Raw genomic sequence first — 22,087 nt, forward strand, 5'->3', positions numbered from 1 at the left:
CCACTTCTGCTGCGCCGGGCGGGTGAGGGTTCACCGGAACGGACGAGCTGGGCGGGCGGGCGGGGAGCCGGCCGCGGTACAGGAGAGTCATGAGACACCCCCGGATAGCGGCAGGCGCGTGCTCCCTCCTCCTCGCGGCCGCCTGCGCGTTCGCCGATCCCGCGACGGCACAGGTGGCACCCCGTAGCGTGGCCGGCGGCTACGTGGCCCTCGGCGACTCCTACTCCTCCGGTGCCGGAGCCGGCGACTACCTGGCCTCCGGCAAGGAGTGCAAGCGCAGCAGCCGGGCCTTCCCCGTGCTGTGGGCCGAGGCCCACGCGCCGGCGTCCTTCACCTTCGCCGCGTGCAACGGCGCCGGCGCCGACGACGTCCTGACCGACCAGCTCGGCCATCTCAGCCCGCGCACCGGACTGGTCACGCTCACCGTGGGCGGCAGCGACACGGGATTCGTCTCCGTCATCGCGAGATGCGCGCTGGGCGGTGCCCAAGGGTGCCTGTCCGCCGTCTCCGGGGCCCGCACCACGATGGACGGGTCCCTCTCCGGCAACCTCGACCGGCTCTACTCGGCCATCCGCGACCGGGCTCCCGCAGCCCGTGTGGTGGTGCTCGGCTACCCGCGCCTCTACCACCTCCAGGGTGCCTGCGCGCTGGGCCTGCCGGACGGCGAACGGGCCGCCCTGAACGACGCCGTGGACCACCTCAACGCCGTCATCGCCCAGCGCGCCACCGCCCACGGCTTCACCTTCGCCGACGTCACCACCGCCTTCGCCGGGCACGAGATCTGCTCGTCCCGGCCCTGGCTGCACGGTGTCGACGTGCTGGCGATCACCGAGTCCTACCACCCGACGGCACCGGGACAGTCCCTCGGCTACCTGCCGGTGCTCACCCGGGTCTCGGGGTGAGACGCCGGCGGGCAGAACTCCTTCTCGACCACGGCCGAGGTGTCCCCGGCCCAGTCCCCGTTGAGGTTGACCGCCAGGGAGTGCCGGCCGTCCGCCGTCGTCTGCGCCTCGGACACCGAGCCGTGGATCCCGCCGGTGTGGCCCCAGACGTGCACTCCGCAGGCCAGCCGGGTGTCCATGAGGCCGAGGCCGTAGCGGATGCCGGGCGCGATCCCGGTGGCCACCGTGGTCTTCATCTCCTCCAGCTGCCGCGGCGGCAGCAGCTCGCCGCGCAGCAGGGCGCCGTAGAAGCGGGACAGGTCGGCGGAGTCGGAGATCATCTCGCCGGCGGAGGAGGCCAGGGACGGGTTGAGCTCCGTGACGTCGTACGCCGGGCCGCCGGGGACCGCGAACGTCGAGTACGCCCTGCTGCTCGGCCGCGGCAGGGTGGTGCGGGTGCCGGGCACGGAGGTGGCCCCCAGATGCAGCGGGGCGGTGATCCGGCGGGTGATCTCGGTGCCGTACGGGTGGCCCGTCACCTTCTCGATCACCATGCCGGCGACCACGTAGTTGGTGTTGGAGTACCGCCAGGAGGTGCCCGGCGCGAAGTCCGGCTCGTGCCGCAGCGCGAGGCCGAGCAGGTGCCGCGGGGTGAGGGTGTCGTAGCGGTGCTCGGAGAAGCCGGCCTCGGTGAAGTAGTCGCGGCTGAACTCCGGGTCGGCGAGGTAGTCGTGGATGCCGCTGGTGTGGTTCAGCAGCTGCCGCAGGGTGATCTCGCGGCCGTCGTGGCCGTGGCCGCGGATCACGCCCGGCAGCCACCGTTCCACCGTGTCGTCCAGGGAGAGCCGGCCCTCCGCCTCCAGCTGGAGCAGGACGGTGGCGACGAAGGTCTTGGTGATGCTGGCGACGCGGTAGTGGTCGGCGGCCGAACGCGCTCTGCCCGTGCGGGTGTCGCCCACGCCGGCCGTGGCGGACCAGGTGCCGTGGCCGTCGCGCGCGGTGGCGGTGGCGCCGGGTGCGCCGGCCGCGACGGCCGCCGCGAGGGCCTCGCGGGTCGCGGTGTGCCCGGGGGACGCGGGTCCGGCCGCGACGGCCGGGCCCGCGAGGGCCGCCGAGAGGAGCAGGGCGGTGGTGGCCGCCAGAGCCGTGCGTACGCGCATGTCTTCCCCAACCTGTGGTGTGCGGTGCGGTCGGGGGGAGGGACTCGGGAGGGTTGTGCGAAGGTTGCCCCGGTGTAGGCCGGTTGAGTGACTTTCAGCTCTTCTTCAGCACCAGCTCGGTGTTCCGGTCGGCCGCGGTGCCGGCGAGGGTCGTACCGGCGCCGGGGGCGTTGTAGGACAGCTCGCGGTAGAGGGCGGCGAGGCCGGTCTGGGAGAGGTCGGCGTAGTCGGTGCGGTGCGGGGCCGCGGACTCGATCAGGGTGGTGAACAGGGAGACGGTGCCGTCCTTGTTGTCGACCAGCTCGATGATCCGGGCGAGCTGCGGGTAGTCGACGTGCGAGGCGGTGGAGATCTCCCAGAAGGAGCGTCCGCCGGAAGCCCGGTGCGGGGTGATGACGTTCTTGTGGATGTGGCCGTTCACCCAGGCCAGCACGTTGGCGTGGGCGGACAGCACGGAGATCACCTCGGCGCCGTCGTGCCGCTTCTCCCCCGGGCGGGCCGGGTCGGGCCGGGTGTTGGTCATGGTCCTGCTGGTGTGGTGGCTGAAGACGACGGCGTAGGAGTCCTTGTTGTCCTTCAGCGTCCTGTCGAGCCACTTCAGCTGGGCGGTGCCGACGGACCCCTCGTAGTGGCCGCCGGCGTCGGTGGTGTCGAGGCTGATGCCGATGACGTCGTCGGAGATGCGGAAGGCGTAGTACTGGGTGCCCGCGTCCAGGTTCGCCGACGAGTAGCCGTGGCCGACCGGGCCGTGCCCCTGGTGGGCGGGGTCGAGGTGGGCCTTGAGGTAGTCGGCCTGGGTGTACGGGGCGCGCTTCTCGTCCGGCGTGACCGAGCGCATCGAACGGGCGTGGGCCTTGAGGAAGTCGCGGTAGCCGGCGCCCTTGGGGTCCTTGGCGTTCTTGATGGCGTCCTGGAGCTTCCCGGCGTCGGCGGCGGAGACGCTCATCAGCTTCTTCCCGCCGATGGCCGCCTCGGCGAGGTAGGGGTCGGCGTGGGAGCCGTAGCAGCCGAGCGGGAGGGCGTCGTGGTTGCCGACGGTGGAGTACCAGGGCAGGGCGAGCCCGGGGCTGCGCACCTCGCGGATCGCGGCGGCCAGGAACTTCTCCAGGTGGGGGAAGCCGAGTGCCTTGTCGTGGTCGCGGGTGGCGGAGCCGGGCTGCCAGTACAGCTTCAGCCCGCTGTTCTGCACGCCCTCGTAGTGCCCGGGGGCACCGGAGTCCGGGGTGATCCGGCCGCCGCTCATCACCTTCATGAACCACTCCAGTTCGGAGTGGGCGTTGTTGTCGGTGTTGTCGCCGGTCGTCATCACGAAGTGCAGCGGGGCACCGGTGACGGGCGCGCCGCGCAGCGCGTTGACCCGCTCCACGAGGGAGATCGCGCCGGGCACGGTCAGCGCCTCGTGCGGGCGCCAGGCGTGCACGTCGCGGGAGCGCAGGTACTCCAGGCGCAGCGGGTGCTGGACGTCCATCAGGTGCAGGTCGGTGAACTGCACGAACGCGGCGAGGGTCGTACGGCGGCCGGCCCGGCCCGACTTGGGCGCGGCCAGCTCGTCGCGTACGACCCGCTTCCAGCCGGGCCCGTCGCCGAGGCGGCGGTAGCCGGAGCCGCCCCGCGGGGCGGCGACGGAGGCGAGGGTGGTGCCCTTGGTGTAGGGGGCGAGCGGGGCCGCGGCGGGGGCCTGCCGGGACCGGGCGACCGGTGCCTCGGCGGTGGTGGCGGCCTGGCTGTCGGTGGGACGCAGGGCGTAGCCGACGCCCGCGGAGAGCGAGACGGCTCCGGCGGCGGCGAGGACGGTACGGCGGTTGACCCCCGGAACGGAGGCGGTGACAGAGCGTATGCGCGACATGGCGCGATCTCCCCGAGTGCGAACGCGTCGGCAGTGGTCGCGGGGCGTCGCGGACGCGAACGTCCCGCTCACTGTGGATCGTTGGCAGCGGGGATGGCCGGTGCGTGAACGCGGCGGCAACGCGCAGCGCCGATCACCGTACGTGGATCACGGGGTACCGGGCGCGGTCACGGAGTGGATCGCGGCCGGCCCGGGCCCGGTCACTCCTCGTTCATCTGCCGGGGTACGGGCCGGTCCGCCAGGCGTCCGTGCGGCGGGCGCTCGCGCCACAGCCGCAGCGCGGTGTCGACCAGCCGGATGCGGGTCAGTCCGGGTACGGCGGCCAGGTCGTGCCAGGCGGCGAAGTCGGTGGAACCGCCCACCTCGTACCGGAGTTCACCGCCGGTGATCTCGGCCTCGTAGACGATCCGCACCCCGTGGTGGTCGGTACGGCGCGGTGGGCGCCCGCTGGGGAAGACATGACGGGAGGAGTCGATGCCGAGGAGACCGGTCACCTCGATGCGGTAACCGGTCTCCTCGGTGACCTCGCGGCGGACGGTGTCGTACGGGTCCTCGCCGTGCTCCATGCCGCCGCCGGGCAGCACCCACTCGGGCGTGCCGTCGGCCGCCGGCGAGCGGGCGAGCAGGAGCTGTCCGTCACGGACGCACACGGCGTAGGCCGCCACCCTCAAGTTCCGTCGCATGGACGGACGTTAACGCGCCGGATCCGGGTTGGCGGGCGAATATTCCGGTGCCGACCAGCGCAGGGGCAGGGCGGCCGGGGTCCACCGGGCCTCGGCGAGGGTGAAGCGGACGGTACGGGTGCCGTCCGGGCCGAACCCGGTGCGGGCCTCGCCGGTGAGCTGCAGGGTGGTGCCCGTCTCCCAGTCGAGGAAGAGCAGGCCGGCGCGGGGGTCGGCGTGCAGGTTGCCCAGGCTGAGGAACATGGCGTTGCCGGCGTAGTCCGGCCAGGTCAGCTCGTGCGGTGAGGTGACCCGGACGAAGCCGGGGTTGCCGCCGCGGTGGCCGGCGTCGGCGCCGGCGCGGTGCACGGTGGCGAGGAAGAAGGTGTCGGCCGCGCCGATGAAGTCCGCCTCCTCGGTGCCGAATCGCGTGAGGCGGCGGGGAGTGCCGGGGGCGCGGTCGACCGTCTCGTACGTCTCCCTCCGCTGGATGTACTTCGGGCAGTTGGCGAAGACCTGGTCCGCGTCCACGGTGAAGCCCTCCGGCGTGGGGTGCAGGCGGCCGTTGAGGCGCATGCGGCGGCGGGTCCGGGGGTCCAGGGCGAGGGTGCCGACGGGCCGGCCGCGCAGCCGTGCCCCCAGCGGGTCGGCGGTGTGCACGGACATCCGCCGGGGGTCCGCCGCCCGCATGAAGCCCGGTGCTCCGGTGAGCGCCGACGCCCACACCCTTCCCGTCCCCGGGTCCGCCGCGGCCACGATCAGCAGGGGCTGCTGCTCCAGGAAGGCCGCCGCGACCGGCTTGATCGTCTGCCCCAGGGAGCGGCCCACGTGGTCGGCGCGGTCGCGGACCCCGGCCCGGTCCTGCACGGCCCGCGATCCCGCGTGGTACACGCCCATGGCTAGAAGAAACCGCAGGTCGGGGCGGAAGCGTGCGGGGCGGGGGCGTTCTCGGCGCCGTGCGGGACGGAGATCTCCAGGCGGGTGCCGTCCGGGTCGTGGAAGAAGATGCCGCCGGAGGCCGAGCCCTCCCGGTGGGCGACCACGCCCTCGTGGGCGAACTCCACTCCGGCGGCCCTGAGCGCCGTCTCGTACTCCCGGACCCGGTCGAGGGAGCCGGCGGTGAAGGCGAGGTGGTGCAGTCCGGCCCGGCCGCCGTCGTACGACCCCTGCGCCTGCTGCCAGAGGGTGAGGACGGGCCGGTCGCCGCCGGTGCCGAGGAACGCGTAGCGCCGGCCGTCCTCCTTGCCCTCGGTGAGCAGGGCGAAGCCGAGGACGTCCCGGTAGAAGGCGAGCGAGCGGTCGAGGTCGGTGACGTTCAGGCCGGTGTGGCCGGTGCTCAAGGTCATGGCTGTCCCTTCGGCGTGCCCTTGCCGGGCATCTCTAACCTTCTTAATCCACGTTAGACGGTTAGCCTCGGACGGGTCAACCGGTCACGTACGCTTGAGTGGTTAGCCGAGGAGGAGTGCCCGATGTCCACCGCCCGCGATCCCCGCCCCCTCACCGGTGAGCCGCTCGCGCTCGACCTGCTCAACACCCGGTGGAACCGGGAGGGCGTCATCCAGGACCTGCTCGCGGACACCGACGGGCTGGCGGTGTGGCTCGCGGGCAACGGGCTGGCCGGGGACCATCCGGCCGGCGCGGAGGTGCTGCGCCACCTGCGCACCGCCCGGGATGCGGTCAAGGCCGCGGTGGACGGGTCGCCGCGGGAGGCGGCACCGCTCGTGGACGCCGTACTGGAGCACGGCCGCATCCGGGCCCGGCTCACCGCCGCCGGCCCGGCCGAGGAACCCGAGTTCGCCGACCCCGCCTGGGGTCCGGCCTGGCTCGCCGCCCGCAGTTACCTGGACCTGCTCACCCGGGCCCCGGAGCGGATCCGCACCTGCGCCGGCGGCGGCTGCGTCCTGTACTTCCTCGACACCTCCCGGAACGGCACCCGCCGCTGGTGCTCGATGGCCGCGTGCGGCAACCGGGCCAAGGCGTCCCGGCATTACGCGCGTTCGAAGGAGAACTGACCGGAATCCGGGCCGAACCGGCACGGATCCGCTCGTATCCCATCGCGGGTTTTCCCCATACATTCATTTCGATTCGGTCAACGGTCACCAAAATCCGGACCCCTGGGCCAGGCTGAGCGCTCTCGTCCGCTCGTTCCTTGACCTGAGGGATGCCGATGACCCACACGCCCGAGCGTGATCCCATACCCGGCCCGAGACGCCTGGCCCGCATAGCCGTGGCCGTGGGCGCGGTGGCCGCCCTCTCCGCGGCCGGGCCGGTGCCGCTGGCCCTCGCCGCGGACACCCCGCCCGCCCCGGCCGCCGATCCCGGCGTGAAGTCCGCCCACGACAAGCTCGGTTCGGACGACGCCGCCCTGCTCGCCGAGGCCAAGGCCGACGGCGACAAGAACGTCACGATGATGATCGCGACCACGCCCGGGAAGACCGAGCAGGTCGCCGGGGAACTGGACGCGGTCGAGGGCGGCCTGGTGGGCCGCACCGACGACAAGCTCGGCTACGTCCGCGCCACCGTCCCGACGGGCCGGGCGGATTCGGCCATCGCCGCCGCCGCGAAGCTCTCCTCCGTCCAGGCGATCGACCTCAAGCAGGAGATCCCGCTGGACGACCCCGCGCCGAACGGCGCCAAGTCCGCGGCGGGCAAGGGCACCTACCCCGCGCCGGGGAAGAAGACCCCCGCCGCGAACCCGTACAACCCGTCCTTCGAGACCGGTGCCGTCGAGTTCGTCGAGGACCACCCGAAGGCGGACGGCCGCGGCATCACCATCGGCATCCTGGACTCCGGCATCGACCTGGGCCACCCGGCGCTGCAGAAGACCACCACCGGCGAGCGGAAGATCGTCGACTGGGTGACCGCGACCGACCCGGTCGCCGACGGCGACGGCACCTGGCGCCGGATGACCACCGGCGTCTTTGGTCCCTCCTTCTCCATCACCACCGCCGCTCAGGGCACCGAGAAGTTCACCGCGCCCGAAGGCTCGTACAAGTTCAACTACCTGTACGAGTCGGCCACCGCCGGCGGTGACGAGAAGGGCGACCTCAACCGCGACGGCGACACCACCGACGCCTGGGGCGTGCTGTACGACCCGGCCACCGGCACGGTCCGCGTCGACACCGACGACGACCTGGACTTCACCGACGACACGCCGATGAAGCCCTACAAGGACGACTACCAGGTCGGCTACTTCGGCACCGACGACCCGGCGACGGACGTCGCCGAGCGCGTCCCGTTCGTGGTCGAGACCCGCAAGGACGTCGTCTACAACTCCACCGGCGCCAAGGCCGACTACGTCAACATCGGCGTCATCGAGTCCGAGCACGGCACCCACGTCGCCGGCATCACCGCCGCGAACGGCCTGTTCGGCGGGAAGATGAACGGCGCGGCCCCGGGTGCCAAGCTGGTCTCCTCGCGGGCCTGCACCTGGACCGGCGGCTGCACCAACGTCGCCCTCACCGAGGGCATGATCGACCTCGTCACCAAGCGCGGGGTCGACATCGTCAACATGTCGATCGGCGGCCTGCCCGCGCTGAACGACGGCAACAACGCGCGCGCCGAGCTGTACACCCGGCTCATCGACACCTACGGCGTCCAGCTGGTGATCTCCGCCGGCAACTCCGGGCCCGGCGCCAACACCATCGGCGACCCCGGCCTGGCCGACAAGGTGATCTCGGTCGGCGCGGCGATCTCCAAGGAGACGTGGGCCGCCAACTACGGCTCGGCCGTGGAGAAGAAGTACGCGATGATGCCCTTCTCCTCGCGCGGCCCGCGTGAGGACGGCGGCTTCACGCCGACCCTGACCGCGCCCGGTGCCGCGATCAACACCACCCAGACCTGGCTGCCGGGCTCCCCGGTCACCGAGGCGGGCTACTCCCTGCCGGCCGGCTACTCGATGCTCCAGGGCACCTCGATGGCCTCCCCGCAGGCCGCCGGCGCCTCCGCGCTGCTGCTGAGCGCCGCCAAGCAGAAGGGCATCGACCTCACGCCCGCCAGGCTGCGCACGGCACTGACCTCGACCGCCCACCACATCAAGGGTGTGCAGGCGTACGAGGAGGGCGCGGGCCTGATCGACATCGTGGACGCGTGGGACGCCGTCAAGGACGACGCCACCGCGCACGACTACACGGTCAAGGCGCCGGTCGACACGGCGCTCGACTCCTCGCTCAAGACCCCCGGCTTCGGCACCGGCCTGTACGACCGCGAGGGCGGCCTGAAGGCGGGCGAGAAGAAGACGTACGACGTCACGATCACCCGCACCTCCGGCCCGGACAAGGCCGTCCGGCACGAGCTGCACTTCGCGAACAACGCCGGCGGCACGTTCCGGATCGTCGGCGACGACGACGACGTCAGGCTGCCGCTGAACCAGCCGGTCACCGTCAAGGTGCAGGCGGCCCCGAAGTCCGCCGGCATCAAGAGCGCGATCCTGGAGGTCGACGACCCGCGGACCGAGGGCGTCGACAAGCAGATCCTGTCCACCGTCGTGGTCGCGGCCCCGGTGACGTACACGTACTCCGCCTCGGACTCGGTGCAGCGCAACAGCACGCAGTCGTACTTCCTGAGCGTGCCCGAGGGCGCGACCTCCCTGGAGGTCGCGATCGGCGGCCTGAAGGACAGGAGCCAGACCCGGTTCATCGCCATCCACCCGTACGGCGTCCCGTCCGACAACACCTCGACGCCGTACTGCTACAACAACTACCTCGACGGCAACGGCTGCAAGCCCGACGTGCGTTCCTACGCCGACCCGCAGCCCGGCGTCTGGGAGGTCGAGGTCGAGTCCCGGCGTACGTCCCCGCTGCTCGACAACCCGTACCGGCTGGACGTCACCGTCCTCGGCGCGGCGTTCGACCCGGAGACGGTGACCGTCCCCGAGGCCAAGGTGGGCACCCCGGCCACCGCCTCCTGGAAGGTGACCAACAAGTACGCCGCGCTGGACGGCAAGCTGACCGGCGGCCCGCTCGGCTCGGCCAAGACGGCCCGCCCGGCCATCAAGCAGGGCGAGACCCAGACCACCACGGTGGAGGTCCCGGCCGGCACGACCTCGCTGGACGTCGCCATCGGGCGCGTCTCCGACACGGCGGCCGACCTGGACCTGACGGTGTTCGACGCGTCCGGCAAGCAGGTCGCCCAGTCCGCCGACGGCGACTCGGAGGAGGCGGTGTCCGTGCCGTCCCCGGCCGCCGGCACCTACACCATCCAGGTCGCGGGCTACTCCGTGCCGTCCGGCTCCACCGACTACGACTACCGGGACGTGTTCTTCTCCACCGCGCTCGGTTCCGTCACGGTCGACGGCTCGGCCCCGGTCAAGCTCGGCACGGGTGACTCCGCCACGGTGACCGGCCAGGTCACGGCCACCGCCCCGGCTCCGGCCGGCCGCGAGTTCTTCGGCCGCGTCCAGCTGGTGAACACCCGCGGCACGGTCGCGGGCACCGGCAGCGTGAAGATCGAGAAGGTCACGCCGTAACGGCTTGCGTTCCCCAGGAGGGGCGGGCGTCCTCACGGACCCCGCCCCTCCCCACGTCTGCCGTCGCCCGAGGACCCAGCGGGCGGTGGCGGGGGGTCAGGGCCCGTCCACCGACCACGCTTCCCGCGGCCCCCACCCGCCGGCGTCTCCTTCCCGCACAGCGCACGGTGGCAGAGGACGCGGGGCCGACACCGGCTCCGGCCACCCCGCGGACACCACCTCCCGGCCCGGCTCCTTCCGGCTCGGGGCACGGTGACAGAGGGCGCGAGGCCGATTCACCGGCTCCGGCCACCCCGCGGAAGGGTCTGTCCGCCGGCTCCGGCCTCCGCCGACACCGCCTCCCGCCCGCTCAGGGTGCTGTGGGCGAGGGGCAGGGGAGGGAGCGGGAGGCGGGGAGGGCGTCGGTGATCCAGGCCCGGTCCGCGGAGACGCGGGCGGTGCCGACGGACCACAGGGTCGCGTACCGGTCCCCCCGGCCGACGCCGGCCAGTACGTGCTGGCCCGGGCGCGGGGCCGGACGGGCGTCCGCGGCGAGCAGGAAGCCGGCCTCCGCCGGGCCGTGCGCGGGCTTGTAGGAGCGGGTCACGGTCAGCGTGACCCGGCTCCCGGACGCGCCCTCGTCCCGCTCCACCTTCGTCACCGTGCCCTCCACGACCAGCCGCGCGCAGGCCAGCTCGCGCTCCGGAGCCGCCGGCCGGACGCTGGACGCCGCCTCCGGGCGCCCCGCGTCCCCCTTGGCCGACGCCCCGGCATTGTCGTCCGCGCCGCCGCCGCCCTGGGTCACCAGCCACCCGAAGCCCAGGGCCAGGGAGAAGGCCGCGGCACCGGCGAGCGAGCCGAGCGCGACCCGCAGGGCCCGTCGGGGCCCGCTCGGCCGGCCCGGCCGCGGGGGCCGGGGCGGTCCGGCGGGGCGGGTACGGCCCCGGGGGCGGCGGGCGGGCGGAGCGGCCGAGGAGGTGTCCTGCGGAGTGCGGATCTCCCCGGCCCCGGCAGGTGCCTCGGGCGCCCCCGCCTCACCGGGCACCTCGTCTCCCGTCAGGGCCGCCGCCAGCCGGGCCAGTTCATCCCGCAGCACGGCCACGTCCGCCTCGGCCGCCCGGTGCTCGGCGAGGAAGGCGGGGTCCGACCGGGCCTCCTCCGGCAGGGGATCACCGGTGATCGCGGCCATGAGGGCGTCCATGCCATCGTCCTCCCCGCGCCCACCGGCGCCCCTGGTGCTCCCACCCCCGGCGCCCCCGGCACCCCGGGTGCCCCCGGCCCCCCTTGCACTTCCGGCACTTCTCGCACCGCCGGCACCCTCAGCCCTCTCGGCGCTCCTGGCACCTCTGTCACCCCCAACCCTCTCAGCACTCCGGACACCGCCAGCCCTCTCGGCAGTCCCGGCACCCCCGGCACCCCCGGCACCCTCGGCACCCCCGGCCTCCCTGGCGCCCCCGGCCCCCCTTGCACTTCCGGCACTTCTCGCACCGCCGGCACCGCCAGCGCTCTCGGCACCCCCGGCACCTCTGTCACCCCCAGCCCTCTCGGCACTTACGGCACCCCTGGCACCGGCGGCACCCTCGGCACCTCCCGCCTCCCTCGCGCCCTCAGCCTCCCTGGTGCCCCCGGCACTCCTTGCACCTCCGGCACCCCCAGCCCTCTCGGCGCCCCCGGCACCTCCGGCGCTCTCGGCACCCCCGGCGCGCCAGGCACCCCCGGCGTCCCCGGCGCTCCCGGCGTCCCGCGTGTTGTCGTGTTCGGCGGTCATGTCACACCACCTCGTCCTCGTGCAGCCGGTCGCGCAGTGCGCGGACCGCCGTGTGCAGCCTGCTCTTGACCGTGCCCTCCGAGACGCCCAGCTCCTCGGCGATGGCCCGCACCGGCAGGTCCGCGAAGAAGCGCAGCACCACCACCTGCCGCTGGGCGGCGGGCAGCTCGTCCAGGCCCCGGGCGACCGTGAGGGACAGCAGGCTGGTCTCCTCGCCGGAGACGTGCGCGGGCTCGCGCAGTGCCGCCAGCCGCTCCCCCAGCCGCTCCCGGCGCCGCTTGGCCCGGTGCCAGTCCATGGCCAGGTTGGAGGCGACCACCGCCGCCCACGCCGACACGTCCCGCGGCGCCTCACGACCGCTCGCGGCCCGCTCCAGCAGCCGCAGCCGTACCTGCTGCACCCCGTCCGGCAGGTCCGACTGCGGCACCCCGCCGAGCGCGAGCACCGCCCGCACCCGGCGTTCCTGGGCCGCGTCCAGCGGATCGTCGCCGGGCCGGTCCGTACCGACGGCGTACACCCCCTGCTCGCGGCGCGCCTTCCCGCGCAGCACACGCCACCCCCTCCCGCGTCTGCCCCTACGACGTGGCAGCGGGCCGAAACGTTCGGCCGGTGCCGGACCGGCGCAGAGGCGTACGTCACACCTTCGTATGGGCCACGCCGGGACGGGCAGGGTCCGGGACGGCACAGCTTCCGGCGCGGACCTGCGGCCGAGGGAATTTCTGCAGTTCAGCGGGGTGCTCGGCGAACGTCTGGAACCGCCGGGCGGCTGCTCGTGTCCCATTCCTCGGGCACACGGCACAAAGAATTGGACAGGTGGGCCGGGGTCGGCCGCATGATGGAAAAGCCCCGGTCAGGCAAGAGACAGATAGAGGGAGTCGCTGTGAGGGTCGGAATCGTCGGAGCCACCGGTCAGGTCGGCACGGTCATGCGCGGGATCCTCACGGAGCGGAACTTCCCGGTGACGGAGCTGCGCCTGTTCGCCTCGGCCCGTTCCGCCGGGAGCGTGCTGGACGGCGTGACGGTGGAGGACGCGGCGACCGCCGACTACACCGGCCTGGACATCGTGCTCTTCTCCGCGGGCGGCACGACCTCCAAGGCGCTGGCCGAAAAGGTCGCCTCGCAGGGCGCCGTGGTGATCGACAACTCCTCGGCCTGGCGCAAGGACCCCGAGGTCCCGCTGGTGGTCTCGGAGGTGAACCCGCACGCGATCGCCGACCGCCCCAAGGGCATCATCGCCAACCCGAACTGCACCACGATGGCCGCGATGCCGGCGCTCAAGGCGCTGCACGAGGAGGCCGGCCTGGAGGCCCTGGTGGTCGCCACCTACCAGGCGGTGTCCGGCTCGGGCCTCGCGGGCGTGGCCGAGCTGCACGGCCAGGTGCAGAAGGTGGCCGCCGAGGCCGACAAGCTCACTCACGACGGCGCGGCGGTCGACTTCCCCGAGCCGAACGTCTACAAGCGCCCCATCGCCTTCAACGTGCTGCCCTTCGCCGGCAACCTCGTCGACGACGGTCTGAACGAGACCGACGAGGAGCAGAAGCTGCGCAACGAGTCCCGCAAGATCCTGGAGATCCCCGGCCTCAAGGTCTCCGGCACCTGCGTGCGCGTGCCGGTCTTCTCCGGCCACTCCCTCCAGGTGAACGCCCGCTTCGCCCGCCCGCTGTCCCCGGAGCGCGCCACCGAGCTGCTCGCGAAGGCGCCGGGCGTCGCCCTCTCCGACATCCCGACCCCGCTGCAGGCGGCCGGCCAGGACCCGTCGTACGTGGGCCGCATCCGCCGCGACGAGACGGTGGACAACGGCCTCGCCCTGTTCATCTCCGGCGACAACCTCCGCAAGGGCGCCGCCCTGAACGCGGTCCAGATCGCGGAACTGGTGGCGGCGGAACTGTCCGCCAGGTAATCCCACCGGCCCACCAGGGGCGGCCCACCGGGGCCGCCCCTTCCGCATGCCCCGACGTCACCGGTGCCGCGGCAGCCGGTGGCCTGTCCCGGCCCCGCCGCCCCGGCCCCGCCGCCCCGGCCCCGCCGCACCTCGTACGGGAAGCAGCCGTACTCCACCACCCGCAGGTGCACCACCACCGCCGCCTGCGGGCCGGCTGCGGTGCACGTCGTCGCGCGCCCGGCGTCCCGCCGCGGCGCCGCGCCCACCGGCGGGATGCGGACATCGCTTTCCCCGTCGGTCCCATGGAAGGATGGCGCAACCGACACATAACGAGGAGATGACCGCGTGCCTGGCACAAACCTGACTCGCGAAGAGGCGCAGCAGCGGGCGGAGCTGCTCACCGTTGACTCGTACGAGATCGATCTCGACCTCTCCGGCGCGCAGGAGGGCGGTACCTACCGGTCCGTGACCACGGTGCGCTTCGACGTGGCCCGCGGCGGTGCCGAGTCCTTCATCGACCTGGTGGCCCCGACGGTCCACGAGGTGGTGCTCAACGGCGACCCGCTGGACCCCGCCGAGGTCTTCAAGGACTCGCGGATCGCGCTGCCGGAGCTGCTCCAGGGGCCCAACGTCCTGCGGGTGGTCGCGGACTGCGCCTACACCAACACCGGCGAGGGCCTGCACCGCTTCGTCGACCCGGTGGACGAGCAGGCCTACCTGTACACGCAGTTCGAGGTCCCGGACGCCCGGCGCGTCTTCGCCTCCTTCGAGCAGCCGGACCTGAAGGCCACCTTCCGGTTCACCGTGAAGGCGCCCGAGGGCTGGACCGTCATCTCCAACTCGCCGACCCCGGAGCCCAAGGACAACGTCTGGGCCTTCGAGCCGACCCCGCGGATCTCGACGTACATCACCGCGCTGATCGCCGGCCCGTACCACTCCGTGCACAGCGTGTACGAGAAGGACGGCCAGTCGGTGCCGCTGGGCATCTACTGCCGGCCCTCGCTCGCCGAGTTCCTCGACTCGGACGCGATCTTCGAGGTCACCCGGCAGGGCTTCGACTGGTTCCAGGAGAAGTTCGACTACGCGTACCCGTTCGAGAAGTACGACCAGCTGTTCGTGCCCGAGTTCAACGCGGGCGCCATGGAGAACGCGGGCGCGGTCACCATCCGGGACCAGTACGTCTTCCGGTCCAAGGTGACCGACGCGGCGTACGAGGTGCGCGCCGAGACCATCCTGCACGAGCTGGCCCACATGTGGTTCGGCGACCTGGTCACCATGGAGTGGTGGAACGACCTGTGGCTGAACGAGTCGTTCGCCACGTACACCTCGATCGCGTGCCAGGCCGCGGCTCCCGGCTCCCGCTGGCCGCACTCGTGGACCACGTTCGCCAACTCGATGAAGACCTGGGCGTACCGGCAGGACCAGCTGCCGTCCACGCACCCGATCATGGCGGACATCCGCGACCTGGACGACGTGCTCGTCAACTTCGACGGCATCACGTACGCCAAGGGCGCGAGCGTGCTCAAGCAGCTCGTCGCGTACGTCGGCGAGGACGAGTTCTTCAAGGGCGTGCAGGCCTACTTCAAGCGGCACGCGTTCGGCAACACGCGCCTGTCCGACCTGCTGGGCGCGCTGGAGGAGACCTCCGGCCGCGACCTGAAGACCTGGTCGAAGAAGTGGCTGGAGACGGCCGGCATCAACATCCTCCGCCCGGAGGTGGAGACCGACGCCGAGGGCCTGATCACCTCGTTCGCCGTCCGCCAGGAGGCCCCGGCGCTCCCGGCCGGCGCCAAGGGCGAGCCGACCCTGCGCCCGCACCGCATCGCCATCGGCCTGTACGACCTCTCCGACGCCGGCAAGCTGGTGCGCACCGAGCGGATCGAGCTGGACGTGGACGGCGACCTGACCGCCGTACCGCAGGTGGCGGGCAAGCGCCGCCCGGCGGTGATCCTGCTCAACGACGACGACCTGTCGTACGCGAAGGTCCGCCTGGACGAGGAGTCCCTGCAGACCGTCACCGAACACCTCGGCGACTTCGAGGCGTCCCTGCCGCGCGCCCTGTGCTGGGCGTCGGCCTGGGACATGACGCGGGACGCCGAGCTGGCCACCCGCGACTACCTCGCCCTGGTGCTGTCCGGCATCGGCAAGGAGTCCGACATCGGCGTGGTGCAGTCCCTGCACCGCCAGGTCAAGCTGGCCATCGACCTGTACGCCGCGCCGGCCACCCGCGAGTCCCTGCTGACCCGCTGGACCGACGCCACGCTGGCCCACCTGCGCACCGCCGAGCCGGGCAGCGACCACCAGCTGGCCTGGGCGCGGGCGTTCGCGGCGACCGCGCGCACCCCGGAGCAGCTGGACCTCCTGGAGGCCCTGCTCGACGGCACCCAGACCGTCGAGGGCCTGGCCGTCGACACGGAGCTGCGCTGGGCGTTCGTCCAGCGGCTCGCGGCCGTCGGCCGGTACGACGAGACGGAGATCGCCGGCGAGTACGAGCGGGACAGGACGGCGGCCGGCGAGCGGCACGCGGCCACCGCCCGCGCCGCCCGCCCGACGCCGGAGGCGAAGGCGGAGGCCTGGTCCTCGGTCATCGAGTCCGACAAGCTGCCCAACGCCGTGCAGGAGGCCGTGATCGGCGGTTTCGTGCAGACCGACCAGCGGGAGCTGCTCGCGTCGTACACGGACCGGTACTTCGAGGTCCTCAAGGGCGTCTGGGACTCCCGTTCGCACGAGATCGCCCAGCAGATCGCCATCGGCCTGTACCCGTCGGTCCAGGTCTCCGAGGAGACCCTGGCCAAGACGGACGCCTGGCTGTCCTCGGCCGAGCCGACCGCGGCCCTGCGCCGCCTGGTCTCGGAGTCCCGCGCGGGCGTCGAACGCGCCCTGAAGGCGCAGGCGGCGGACGCGGCCGCCGGCTAGTCACCCGCACGACAGCAGGGGCGCCCGGCCTCCCGGCCGGGCGCCCCTTCGTGTGTGACGCGGAAGATCAGGCGCGGCCCTCGGCCACCGGACCGACCGAGGCGGCTTCCCGCACGGGAGACGGCACACCCGCGCCGGACGGGCGGGGCCCGTCCGGCGCGGATGGTGGGATGGGGTGCGGGTCGCGAGCGGCCGTCAGTTGACGACGACCACCACGACGCCGCCACCGCCGAAGCCGGGCACGAAGCCCGTGCCGAAGAAGTTGTTGCGGAAGCCGTTGTTGAAGCCGAAGCCGTTGTTGAAGCAGTTGCCGCCCCAGCCGCGGTCGAAGCAACCGTGGTTGGTCGACACCTGGTCCGGGGTGGCCGCCGAGGCCGTACCCGCCGTGCCGATCGCGGCGCCACCGGCCAGGAGGACGCCGGCCGCGGAGACCGCGAAGAGATGCCTCACGCGTTGTGCTTTCATGGGCCTACCTTCCTTCCACGCCCTCGCGGGGTTTCCGGTACGGGGGCGATGGCCGCGGCCGCGCGGGATGGGGGCGCGGCGCGGTCGTAGGTGTTGCCGCGGGGGACGAGCAGCGGGCCTGTGCCGCTTCGGCTGTCGGCCCCTGTGGATCCGGGGCGCTCGCCGCCGGCGGCGGGCACACCCCTGATCGCGGACCTTCCCCTTCACGCTAGCCGCCCCCCGGTCACTCAGCATCTCGAACGGCGACGGAACGCCAGCGCCGGGATGCGCGGGGCGCCGCGCCGGTGCCGGGTGCCGGGTACGTCTGCGCCGGCTTGGGGCGCCCGCCGAGCTGCGCGGCCAGCGTCGCGCCGAACGCCAGCACCATGCCCGCCACCTGCACCGGGGTGAGCGCCTGGCCGAGAGCGGCCCAGCCGACGACCGCGGCGGTCAGCGGGGACAGCGGGCCGAGGAAGCCGGCCTGGGTCGTGGTGAGCCGGCCGATGCCGCGGAACCAGAGCCAGTAGGCGACGGCCGTGTTGGCCAGGGCGAGGTAGAGGTAGCCGCCGGCGGCACGGCCGTCCAGGGCGGGCGGGGCGCCCTCGGCCAGGAAGGCGACCGGGGCGATGAGCAGGCCGCCCGCGGTGAGCTGCCAGCCGGTGAGCGCCAGCGGACCGACCCCCTCCGGGCGGCCCCAGCGCTTGGTCAGTACGGTGCCGGCGGCCATGGCGGCGGTGGAGGCGAGGGCCGCGAGGGCGCCGACCGGGTCGAGCGCGCCGGCCCCCTTCAGTACGACCAGGCTGACCCCGAACGCGGCCACCAGCCCGGTGAGCAGCGTCCGTGGCTCCGGCCGCTGCCCGAGCAGCAGCGCGGAGAGCCCGACGACGAACAGCGGCCCGGCCGAGCCGACCACCGCGGCCATCCCGCCCGGCAGCCGGTACGCCGCGACGAACAGCAGCGGGAAGAACGCCCCGATGTTCAGCGCGCCGAGCACGGCGGCCTTGGCCCACCAGATGCCGCGCGGCAGCACCCGGGTGAGGGCGAGCAGCAGCAGACCGGCGGGCAGGGCCCGCATCAGGGCCGTGAACAGGGGGCGGTCCGGCGGCAGGAACTCGGTGGTCACCGCGTAGGTGGTGCCCCAGGAGACGGGCGCGAGGGCGGTGACGGCGATGACGGCGGCGGCGTTGCCACCGGGTCGGGCGGACCGGGTGGATCGGGTGGCGGCCATGGCGGGCCCCTTCCGGGGAGTGCGGGCGGGTACTGGGGCGGCTCACCGAAGCGGGTGGGTCACTGATAAGTAGCTTAGCGCTAAGCTACTTATCGTCAAGTGGCTGTCCGATGACTTTCTTGCGGGCGAGCGGATGCGGGTCGATACTCTGCGCATGGAGCAACAGTCAGCGGACCCCGTCGACGCGATCATCGAGCAGTGGTCCCGGGTACGGCCCGACCTGGACACCCGGGCGATGGAGGTCTTCGGCCGGATCTTCCGGCTCTCCCGCGCGATGGGCGACCGGATGGAGAAGGCCTACAAGCCCTACGGCATCTCCCGCGGCGAGTTCGACGTCCTGGCCACCCTGCGCCGCGCCGGCGAGCCCTACACCCTCTCGCCCCGCGAACTGTCGGCCACCCTCATGCTCACCACCGGCGGGATGACCGGTCGGCTCGACAAGCTGGAGCGCGCCGGACTGCTGCGCCGCTCCCCCGACCCGCACGACCGGCGCGGCCTGAAGGTGACGCTCACCGAGGAGGGGCTGCGGCTGATCGACGAGGCGGTGGACACCGGACTGGAGCAGGAGAGCACCGCACTGTCCGCCCTGGACGCCGAAGAGGCCGGCCACCTGGCCGCCCTGCTGCGGAAGCTGCTGGACGCGACGGCCGAGTAGCCGCCGCGGTCGTCATCGCACGCCACTCGGCGCGCGGAGGCGCGCTGCGGGTCGGGGCCACCGACGAGGGCGGGGCCGAGCGGATGCAGGGGATCTTCCGGGACCGGCTGCTGCCGGTGGCCCGGCGGGTGTGCCCGGACCCCGGGCAGGTCCCCGCGCGGGCCGCGCTGTGCGCCGCGCAGCTGCTCGGGCCGGGCCTCACCCGCTATGTGCTGCGGCTGCCGCCGGCCCGCGCGCTCACCCGCGAGGAGCTGGTGGCGTGGCCGGGCCCGACGGTGCAGCGTTGTCCGACCGCGCCGAACCCCTGAGCCGGGCGGGCGGAACCGCTGAGCCGGGCGCGGAGGAACGCGCACGGGAAAACGCCGGGGGCGCCGGTCTCTCCCCGGGTACGGCGTGTGCGCGTACCGACGGGAGGACCGGCGCCCCCGGCGAACGAACCGGTAATCCGGGTCAGGCCTTGGCCCCGGCGTCGGCCTTGACGTTGATGTTGGACGAGGTGGTGTCCTTCTTGGCCCGCGACTTGTCCAGTGCCATCACCAGACCGGCGATCACCAGGAACAGGACGACCGGCAGGAAGACGTACAGGCCCAGCGTCTGGATGACGCTCAGGCCCTTGCCGGGGTCGTCGCCGTCGTCGCGGGTCAGCGCGAGCGCGGGGGACGACATGAGCAGCATCATCAGCGTCGTACCGGCGGCCAGGGCGCCGGCGCGCAGGGCGTTCTTCTTGTCCACGGAAATCAAGTTAGCGAACCGCTGTCGGGGCCGCGCGCCCGGGGTGCCTTACGGGACCGCGGTACCGCCGCCGGACGGCCGCAGCACCTCCAGCAGCGCCCGCAGCCGCGGCGAGGCCACCAGCTCCTCCAGCGGCACCGGCCGGCCCTCGCCGTCGGCGACCGGCAGGCGCCAGTTGGGGTACTCGTCCCAGGTGCCGGGCAGGTTCTGCGGGCGGCGGTCGCCGATGCCGTCCGGGAGCCAGACGCCGATCAGGCGGGCGGGGGTGCGCAGCAGGAAGCGGTGGACGGCGCGGATCTCCTCCTCCTCGTCGGAGCCGGGCGGTCCGGCGGCCGGGCTGTCCAGCAGGCCGAGGCTGCCGAGCAGGGCGAGCCACTCGGCGGCGTCGGCGGTGGCCTCGGCGCGTTCCTCGGCGGCCGAACGGGTGAGCAGGCCGAGGCTGTCGCGCAGTTCGACGTGGTCGCCGGTGAGCCGGGCGGCGGTGGGCGGCAGGTCGTGGGTGGTGGCGGTGGCCAGGCAGTCGGCGCGCCAGCGCTCGGGCGGCAGCGGGCGGCCGTCGCCCTCCCAGTCCCGTTCGAACCAGAGCACGGAGGTGCCGAGCACCCCGCGCCGCTGGAGTGCCTCGCGCACGCCGGGTTCGACGGTGCCGAGGTCCTCGCCGATGACGACGGCCCCGGCGCGGGTGGCTTCCAGGGCGAGGAGGGCGAGCATGGCGTCGGCGTCGTAGTGGACGTAGGTGCCGTCGGTGGGCGGGTTGCCCTGGGGCACCCACCAGAGCCGGAACAGGCCCATGACGTGGTCGATGCGCAGGGCGCCGGCGTAGCGGAAGAGGGCGCGCAGGAGGTCGCGGTAGGGGGCGAAGCCGGTGGCGGCGAGCCGGTCGGGGCGCCAGGGCGGCAGGCCCCAGTCCTGGCCGCGGGCGTTGAAGGCGTCCGGGGGCGCCCCGACGGACATGCCGGCGGCGTAGACGTCCTGCTGGGCCCAGGCGTCGGCGCCGGCCGGGTGGACGCCGACGGCGAGGTCGTGCACGATCCCGACGGGCATGCCGGCCTCGCGGGCGCCGCGCTGGGCGGCCCGGAGCTGGCCGTCGGTGAGCCAGGCGAGGCGGGCGTGGAACTCCACCCGGCCGGCGAGGTCGGAGCGGGCGCGCGCGGTGGCGGCCGAGCGGGGGTCGCGCAGCCCGTCGGGCCAGTGGTGCCAGTCGGAGCCGTGGAGTTCGGCGAGGGCGTTCCAGGTGGCGTGGTCGTCGAGGGCCTGGCCGTGGGCGGCGCGGAAGGCGTCGTAGGAGGCCTGCCGGCCGGGCCCGAGGGGGACGGCGAGGACGAGTTCCAGGGCCTCGCGTTTCAGTTCCCACACGGCGTCGCGGTCGATGAGGGCGCCCTTGTCGAGGACGGCGGCGCGCAGCCGTTCGGCGCGCTGCAGCAGCCCGGTCAGGCGTTCGTGGTCCTCGACGTGGGCGAACTCGGGGACGGCCTCGATCCGCAGGTGGACGGGGTCGGGGAAGCGGCGGGAGGAGGGGCGGTACGGGGAGGGGTCGGTGGGGGCGCCGGGTACGGCCGCGTGCAGCGGGTTGACCTGGATGAATCCGGCGCCCGCGGTGTGTCCGGCCCAGCCGGCCAGCTCGGCGAGGTCGGTGAGGTCGCCCATGCCCCAGGAGCGGCGGGAGAGCAGGGAGTACAGCTGGACGAGGAGGCCGTAGGAGCGGCCGGCCGGGGCGGGCAGCCGGTCGGGGGCGACGACGAGGCAGGCCTCGCCGGTGCGTCCGTCGGGCGCGGTGGCGGTCAGCCGGTGGACGCCGAGCGGGAGGTCCGCGGTGTCCTGCGCGTGCCGGCCGTCCTCGGTCTCGACGTGCAGCCGGGTGCCGGCGGGCAGGGCGGTGAGGGCGGCGGGCGGCTCGGCGCCGGTCCACTGGACCAGCGTCGGCGGCAGCAGGCGCTCACGCAGCTCGCGTTCCCGGGCGGCGAGGGCGGTGCGCACGGCGTCCGGTCCGGTCGCGTCGACGCCGAGGGCGGCCAGGGCGGCGGTGACGGCGGCGGCGGGGACCTGGACGGTGCGGTCGGGGGCGGGCCGGTAGGAGGTGGCGACCCCGTGCAGCCCGGCGAGCCGGGCGAGGTCGGCGGAGGGCTGGCCGAGGGGCTCGTCGGGCGCCGCGGCCATCTACAGTCCCGGCGCGAAGGAGTCCGGGACCGGGTCGGACTCGCTGGTCAGCGGGGCGGCCTCGGCGAGCGGGGGTTCGCTGGTCAGCGGCTCGGCGTCGGGCAGCGGCGGCTCACTGGTCAGCGGCGCCTGCGCGCACGCGCTCTCCGCGCTGAACGCGTACAGCGGTGCCTCGTCGGTGTCGGCGGACAGCTCCGCCACGGGTTTGGACGGGGCGGGGATCGTGAGGCGAGCCGGTGCGGCCACGAGGGCCTCCTTGTCGGTGTGGGGGTGCTGCGGCTGAGGAGGGGTCACGGCAGGCCTACCCAGT

Annotated in this window: 18 protein-coding genes and 1 pseudogene; 7 read left to right on the plus strand and 12 right to left on the minus strand. The window is 73.6% G+C overall.

The annotated features are described in order from the left end of the window. The first annotated feature begins 89 nt into the window (after window positions 1–89). The gene (locus IG05_RS0122240) at window positions 90–902 is read left to right on the plus strand and encodes an SGNH/GDSL hydrolase family protein (protein ID WP_030345120.1); all 813 of its coding nucleotides are present in this window, start codon (window positions 90–92) and stop codon (window positions 900–902) included. Here the strand turns inward: IG05_RS0122240 and IG05_RS0122245 are convergent. The 5 genes from IG05_RS0122245 to IG05_RS0122265 all read right to left on the minus strand — a co-directional run bounded on the left by IG05_RS0122245 (window position 869) and on the right by IG05_RS0122265 (window position 5,895). Then, window positions 869–2,041, minus strand: coding sequence for a serine hydrolase domain-containing protein (locus IG05_RS0122245; protein ID WP_051790113.1), 1,173 nt, complete (start codon window positions 2,039–2,041; stop codon window positions 869–871). The two genes, IG05_RS0122240 and IG05_RS0122245, sit on opposite strands and share 34 nt — an antisense overlap. Window positions 2,042–2,135: 94 nt before the next feature. After that, a complete protein-coding gene (locus tag IG05_RS0122250; protein WP_030345124.1) occupies window positions 2,136–3,887 on the minus strand; it encodes a TIGR03767 family metallophosphoesterase in 1,752 nt (583 codons plus the stop codon). A gap of 200 nt (window positions 3,888–4,087) precedes the next feature. Continuing rightward, window positions 4,088–4,570 (minus strand): NUDIX hydrolase, encoded by a 483-nt coding sequence (locus IG05_RS0122255; RefSeq protein ID WP_199808363.1) that lies wholly within the window; start codon window positions 4,568–4,570, stop codon window positions 4,088–4,090. A gap of 9 nt (window positions 4,571–4,579) precedes the next feature. Further along, entirely contained in the window at window positions 4,580–5,446 is an 867-nt protein-coding gene (locus tag IG05_RS0122260) for a pyridoxamine 5'-phosphate oxidase family protein (RefSeq protein ID WP_030345127.1), read from the minus strand. A gap of 2 nt (window positions 5,447–5,448) precedes the next feature. Further along, complete coding sequence (locus tag IG05_RS0122265; RefSeq protein WP_030345128.1) at window positions 5,449–5,895, minus strand: VOC family protein; 447 nt, start codon at window positions 5,893–5,895, stop codon at window positions 5,449–5,451. A 123-nt stretch (window positions 5,896–6,018) separates the two neighbouring features. Here IG05_RS0122265 and IG05_RS0122270 point away from each other — a divergent pair, with 123 nt between their 5' ends. Further along, window positions 6,019–6,561: a CGNR zinc finger domain-containing protein gene (locus tag IG05_RS0122270; protein ID WP_030345130.1), complete on the plus strand. Its 543-nt coding sequence runs from the start codon at window positions 6,019–6,021 to the stop codon at window positions 6,559–6,561. Window positions 6,562–6,716: 155 nt separating this feature from the next. Further along, on the plus strand, window positions 6,717–10,016 hold the full coding sequence (locus tag IG05_RS0122275; protein ID WP_030345131.1) for a S8 family serine peptidase: 3,300 nt from the start codon (window positions 6,717–6,719) through the stop codon (window positions 10,014–10,016). 349 nt (window positions 10,017–10,365) lie between these two features. On the opposite strand, the gene IG05_RS0122280 is transcribed toward IG05_RS0122275, so the two are convergent. Next, window positions 10,366–11,196 carry a hypothetical protein gene (locus tag IG05_RS0122280; RefSeq protein ID WP_037814428.1) on the minus strand — a complete coding sequence of 277 codons (831 nt, stop codon included), beginning with the start codon at window positions 11,194–11,196 and terminating at the stop codon, window positions 10,366–10,368. A 568-nt stretch (window positions 11,197–11,764) separates the two neighbouring features. Then, window positions 11,765–12,313 (minus strand): sigma-70 family RNA polymerase sigma factor, encoded by a 549-nt coding sequence (locus tag IG05_RS0122285; RefSeq protein WP_030345134.1) that lies wholly within the window; start codon window positions 12,311–12,313, stop codon window positions 11,765–11,767. Window positions 12,314–12,643: 330 nt separating this feature from the next. Here IG05_RS0122285 and IG05_RS0122290 point away from each other — a divergent pair, with 330 nt between their 5' ends. Next, a complete protein-coding gene (locus IG05_RS0122290; protein ID WP_030345136.1) occupies window positions 12,644–13,663 on the plus strand; it encodes an aspartate-semialdehyde dehydrogenase in 1,020 nt (339 codons plus the stop codon). A gap of 327 nt (window positions 13,664–13,990) precedes the next feature. Next, a complete protein-coding gene (pepN, locus tag IG05_RS0122295) occupies window positions 13,991–16,561 on the plus strand; it encodes an aminopeptidase N (RefSeq protein WP_030345138.1) in 2,571 nt (856 codons plus the stop codon). Between the two features lie 195 nt (window positions 16,562–16,756). Here pepN and IG05_RS0122300 read toward each other — a convergent pair whose 3' ends face one another. Both IG05_RS0122300 and IG05_RS0122305 read right to left on the minus strand, forming a co-directional pair. Then, the gene (locus IG05_RS0122300; protein WP_234335956.1) at window positions 16,757–17,026 is read right to left on the minus strand and encodes a hypothetical protein; all 270 of its coding nucleotides are present in this window, start codon (window positions 17,024–17,026) and stop codon (window positions 16,757–16,759) included. 223 nt (window positions 17,027–17,249) lie between these two features. Continuing rightward, window positions 17,250–18,233, minus strand: a complete 984-nt coding sequence (locus IG05_RS0122305; protein ID WP_051790114.1) for an EamA family transporter — start codon at window positions 18,231–18,233, stop codon at window positions 17,250–17,252. Between the two features lie 154 nt (window positions 18,234–18,387). On the opposite strand from IG05_RS0122305, the gene IG05_RS0122310 reads away from it, so the two are divergent. Together IG05_RS0122310 and IG05_RS0122315 are read left to right on the plus strand one after the other, a co-directional pair. After that, the gene (locus tag IG05_RS0122310) at window positions 18,388–18,888 is read left to right on the plus strand and encodes a MarR family winged helix-turn-helix transcriptional regulator (protein WP_030345143.1); all 501 of its coding nucleotides are present in this window, start codon (window positions 18,388–18,390) and stop codon (window positions 18,886–18,888) included. 44 nt (window positions 18,889–18,932) lie between these two features. Beyond that, window positions 18,933–19,196, plus strand: a pseudogene (locus IG05_RS0122315) (TetR/AcrR family transcriptional regulator); the annotation flags it as partial. 142 nt (window positions 19,197–19,338) lie between these two features. Here IG05_RS0122315 and IG05_RS0122320 read toward each other — a convergent pair. Genes IG05_RS0122320 through IG05_RS0122330 form a run of 3 tightly spaced genes read right to left on the minus strand, consistent with a single transcriptional unit; the run spans window position 19,339 to window position 22,023 of the window. After that, complete coding sequence (locus tag IG05_RS0122320) at window positions 19,339–19,620, minus strand: hypothetical protein (protein WP_030345144.1); 282 nt, start codon at window positions 19,618–19,620, stop codon at window positions 19,339–19,341. Between the two features lie 48 nt (window positions 19,621–19,668). Further along, a complete protein-coding gene (malQ, locus tag IG05_RS0122325; protein ID WP_030345146.1) occupies window positions 19,669–21,777 on the minus strand; it encodes a 4-alpha-glucanotransferase in 2,109 nt (702 codons plus the stop codon). Further along, window positions 21,778–22,023 carry a hypothetical protein gene (locus IG05_RS0122330; RefSeq protein ID WP_030345147.1) on the minus strand — a complete coding sequence of 82 codons (246 nt, stop codon included), beginning with the start codon at window positions 22,021–22,023 and terminating at the stop codon, window positions 21,778–21,780. Window positions 22,024–22,087 lie beyond the last annotated feature (64 nt).

It is taken from the genome of Streptomyces sp. NRRL S-1022 (assembly GCF_000720135.1).
Lineage (GTDB): Bacteria > Actinomycetota > Actinomycetes > Streptomycetales > Streptomycetaceae > Streptomyces.

Bases quoted from the DNA above. Each gene is read 5' to 3' on its own strand.
- IG05_RS0122275 (WP_030345131.1), top strand. From the start codon at position 6,717: ATGACCCACACGCCCGAGCGTGATCCCATACCCGGCCCGAGACGCCTG.
- IG05_RS0122255 (WP_199808363.1), bottom strand. From the start codon at position 4,570: ATGCGACGGAACTTGAGGGTGGCGGCCTACGCCGTGTGCGTCCGTGAC.
- IG05_RS0122265 (WP_030345128.1), bottom strand. From the start codon at position 5,895: ATGACCTTGAGCACCGGCCACACCGGCCTGAACGTCACCGACCTCGAC.
- IG05_RS0122300 (WP_234335956.1), bottom strand. From the start codon at position 17,026: ATGAAAGCACAACGCGTGAGGCATCTCTTCGCGGTCTCCGCGGCCGGC.
- IG05_RS0122270 (WP_030345130.1), top strand. From the start codon at position 6,019: ATGTCCACCGCCCGCGATCCCCGCCCCCTCACCGGTGAGCCGCTCGCG.
- IG05_RS0122310 (WP_030345143.1), top strand. From the start codon at position 18,388: ATGGAGCAACAGTCAGCGGACCCCGTCGACGCGATCATCGAGCAGTGG.
- IG05_RS0122280 (WP_037814428.1), bottom strand. From the start codon at position 11,196: ATGGACGCCCTCATGGCCGCGATCACCGGTGATCCCCTGCCGGAGGAG.
- IG05_RS0122260 (WP_030345127.1), bottom strand. From the start codon at position 5,446: ATGGGCGTGTACCACGCGGGATCGCGGGCCGTGCAGGACCGGGCCGGG.
- IG05_RS0122245 (WP_051790113.1), bottom strand. From the start codon at position 2,041: ATGCGCGTACGCACGGCTCTGGCGGCCACCACCGCCCTGCTCCTCTCG.
- IG05_RS0122240 (WP_030345120.1), top strand. From the start codon at position 90: ATGAGACACCCCCGGATAGCGGCAGGCGCGTGCTCCCTCCTCCTCGCG.
- IG05_RS0122305 (WP_051790114.1), bottom strand. From the start codon at position 18,233: ATGGCCGCCACCCGATCCACCCGGTCCGCCCGACCCGGTGGCAACGCC.
- malQ (WP_030345146.1), bottom strand. From the start codon at position 21,777: ATGGCCGCGGCGCCCGACGAGCCCCTCGGCCAGCCCTCCGCCGACCTC.
- IG05_RS0122250 (WP_030345124.1), bottom strand. From the start codon at position 3,887: ATGTCGCGCATACGCTCTGTCACCGCCTCCGTTCCGGGGGTCAACCGC.